This window comes from Falsiroseomonas tokyonensis (genome assembly GCF_019024325.1).
GTDB lineage: Bacteria > Pseudomonadota > Alphaproteobacteria > Acetobacterales > Acetobacteraceae > Falsiroseomonas > Falsiroseomonas tokyonensis.
This window is the reverse complement of sequence record NZ_JAFNJS010000036.1, coordinates 1-2,516: the sequence shown is the minus strand read 5'-3', so window position 1 is coordinate 2,516 and position 2,516 is coordinate 1. Positions and strand designations below refer to the sequence as shown.

At 69.0% G+C, this 2,516-nt stretch carries 3 protein-coding genes; all 3 read right to left on the bottom strand.

What is annotated here, in order from left to right; genetic code table 11:
• Positions 1 to 7: 7 nt before the first annotated feature.
• From tnpC to tnpA, 3 genes are read right to left on the bottom strand one after another with little or no spacing between them, the layout of a single operon-like run.
• Positions 8 to 1,609, bottom strand: a complete 1,602-nt coding sequence (gene tnpC / locus J3S20_RS29780; RefSeq protein WP_216840556.1) for an IS66 family transposase — start codon at positions 1,607 to 1,609, stop codon at positions 8 to 10.
• A gap of 45 nt (positions 1,610 to 1,654) precedes the next feature.
• On the bottom strand, positions 1,655 to 2,002 hold the full coding sequence (gene tnpB / locus J3S20_RS29775; protein ID WP_216840555.1) for an IS66 family insertion sequence element accessory protein TnpB: 348 nt from the start codon (positions 2,000 to 2,002) through the stop codon (positions 1,655 to 1,657).
• On the bottom strand, positions 2,002 to 2,457 hold the full coding sequence (tnpA, locus tag J3S20_RS29770) for an IS66-like element accessory protein TnpA (protein WP_216840554.1): 456 nt from the start codon (positions 2,455 to 2,457) through the stop codon (positions 2,002 to 2,004). Before tnpA ends, tnpB begins: the two co-directional genes overlap by 1 nt.
• Positions 2,458 to 2,516 lie beyond the last annotated feature (59 nt).

The following is a 2,516-nucleotide window of genomic DNA, read 5'->3' as shown; positions in this document are numbered from 1 at the left end:
GTAAGCGTCAGCCGGTCCCCGCAGGTGACCCGGCGGGCGTGAAGTTCCACGGCAGGAGTTCGTCAAGGCGGTCGATGGTGTGGCCGCGGGCGAGGCGGTCGAGCACGGCGGCAATGTAGGCTTCTGGGTCCAGGCCGTTCAGCTTCGCGGTCTCGGCGACGGTGTAAATGATGGCGGCGCGGTCGCCGCCTGCGTCCGATCCGAGGAACAGAAAATTCTTCCTCGTCAAAGCAATGCCGCGCAGCAGCCGCTCGGCGAGGTTATTGTCGATTGAGAGCCTGCCGTCCTCGAGATAGCGCGCCAGCGCCTCCCATCGGTTCAGCGCGTATTGCATCGCCTTGCCTAGCGTCGACTTGCCGGACAACCGGCGCCGCTGCGTCTGCATCCAGTCATGCAGGTCGTCGAGCAGCGGCTTGCTGCGGGCCTGACGCTCGGCACGGCGCTGATCGGCGGGTTTGCCGTTGATCTCGGCCTCGATGCCGTAAAGTGCGGCGATGCGCTGCAACGCCTCCTCGGCGATCGGCGACTTCGTGGCCTCGAACACCTCGAACAGCTTGCGCCTGGCATGCGCCCAGCAGGCGACGTGGATGACCTGCGGCGGCTGGTTGCCGCGCGGCCGTGCCAGCGCGTCGTAGCCGGTGTAGCCATCGGCATGCAGCCAGCCATCGAAGTCCTCGAGGTGTCCGCGGGGCCGCTCGCCCTTGCGGTCCGGCGAGTAGCGGTAGAACGCCGCGGGCGGCCCATGACCCTTCCAGGGCCTCGGGTCGATGGCATAGACCCAGAACCGCCCCTCACGCGTCCGGCCGCGCCCTGGCGCCAGCACGGCGATCGGTGTGTCGTCGGTCCAGATGATGCCGTGCCGCAGGGCATAGGCGCCGATCGCCTCAGCCACGCGACTCAGCCACCAGGCGCCGCGGCCAACCCAGTCGGCCAGGGTCTGCCGCTCGATCTCCACGCCCTCGCGCGCCAGGATGGTCGAGAGGCGATACAGCGGCAGGCCGTCGAGATACTTCGAGACCAGCACATGCGCGAGCAGGCCAGGACCCGGCCGCCCCTTCTCGATCGGCAGGTCGGGGGCGGGCGCCTGCAGGACAGCCTCGCAGGCCCGGCAGGCGTAGCGCGGGCGGACGTGGCGGATGACCTTCAGCCGGGCCGGGATCTTCTCCAGCACCTCTGTGACGTCCTCGCCCAGCCTGGTCAGGCGCTTCGGGTCGGTGCAGCCGCAGCGGCAGGCGAATACCGGCTCGTGCAGGATCGTCTCGCGCGGCAGATGCTCCGGCAGCGGCTTGCGGAGCGCAGGGCGCCGCTGGTTGCCAGGCTGGCCGTTCGTCCCGGCCTTGGCCTCCGCCCGGGCCGCGGCCTGCGCCTGGTCCTCCTCGGCATCGCCGATCAGCATCTCGAGTTGGCCGATCTCGGCAGCCAGCTTCTCCGACGACTTGCCGTAGCGGTCCCGCCGCAGCGTGGCGAGCTGCACCTTCAGCTTCTCGATCTCGAAGGTCGCGTTGCGCAATTCGGCATCGCGCTCGGCCAGCACCGCGTCGCGTTCCGCCAGCAGCGCGCGGAGCGCTGCGATTTCGGCGTCAGGCGTGTCGAACGACGCGGCGTGCACATCATGATTCTACGCAAGGCGATGGCCGCTGCAATGGCGGATTGGCTACACCGTGGCCTGCGGCCGCGCAGTCCAGGCGGGCATGCGCCAGTCGATCCCCTCGAACAGCATCGAGAGCTGCGCTGCAGTCAGTGAGACGACGCCAGCCTGCGTCTGCGGCCAGACGAACCTGCCCTTCTCCAGCCTCTTGGCGATGAGGATCAGGCCCTGTCCGTCCCAGACCAGAATCTTGAGCAGGTCGCCGCGGCGGCCGCGAAAGCAGAACATCGCGCCGCTGTAGGGATCCTGCGCCAGCACCGTCTGCACCTGCGCGGCCAGACCGTCAAAGCCCTTGCGCATATCCGTCGTGCCGCAGGCAAGGAACACCCGCGTACCCGGCGGCGGGCCCAGCATCAACGCCCACCCATCCCGGCCAGCACGACGCGCAGCGTCGCGGCGTCGGCGCATCCGGTGATGCGAATGCTGGCGCCGGAGGGCAGCGTGATCTCGATCATGCCAGACGGCACGCAGCTGTCAGGCGACATGGCCGGGCCGGGCGACGGGAGCTGCGGCGCCTGCGGCACCACCTCCACCGGCACAAAGCCCGCCATCGCCGTGGCCAGCATCTGCTTGCGCCAGGTGTAGAGCTGGCCGGTGCTGACGCCGTGCTGGTCCGCCACCGCCTGAACGATCACGCCGGGCTCCAGCGTCTCCCGGACAATCCGCAGCCGCTCCTCCGTCGACCAGTTCCGGCGCCGGACCTCCCGCACACGAACCTCGACGCCGCGGCCTGTGCGGGCACCGGACCCGCTCTTACTACCGTCATACGAGGGACTAAGGAGTGGCGTCGTTGTCGTGCTGTCCGTCATGACAACCACTTCGGCGAACCAGCACCATCAACTCAAGGCCGGGATCGGCTGACGCTTAC

Excerpts from the sequence above, each read along its gene's own strand:
- tnpB (WP_216840555.1), bottom strand. The coding sequence starts at position 2,002 with ATGCTGGGCCCGCCGCCGGGTACGCGGGTGTTCCTTGCCTGCGGCACG.
- tnpA (WP_216840554.1), bottom strand. The coding sequence starts at position 2,457 with ATGACGGACAGCACGACAACGACGCCACTCCTTAGTCCCTCGTATGAC.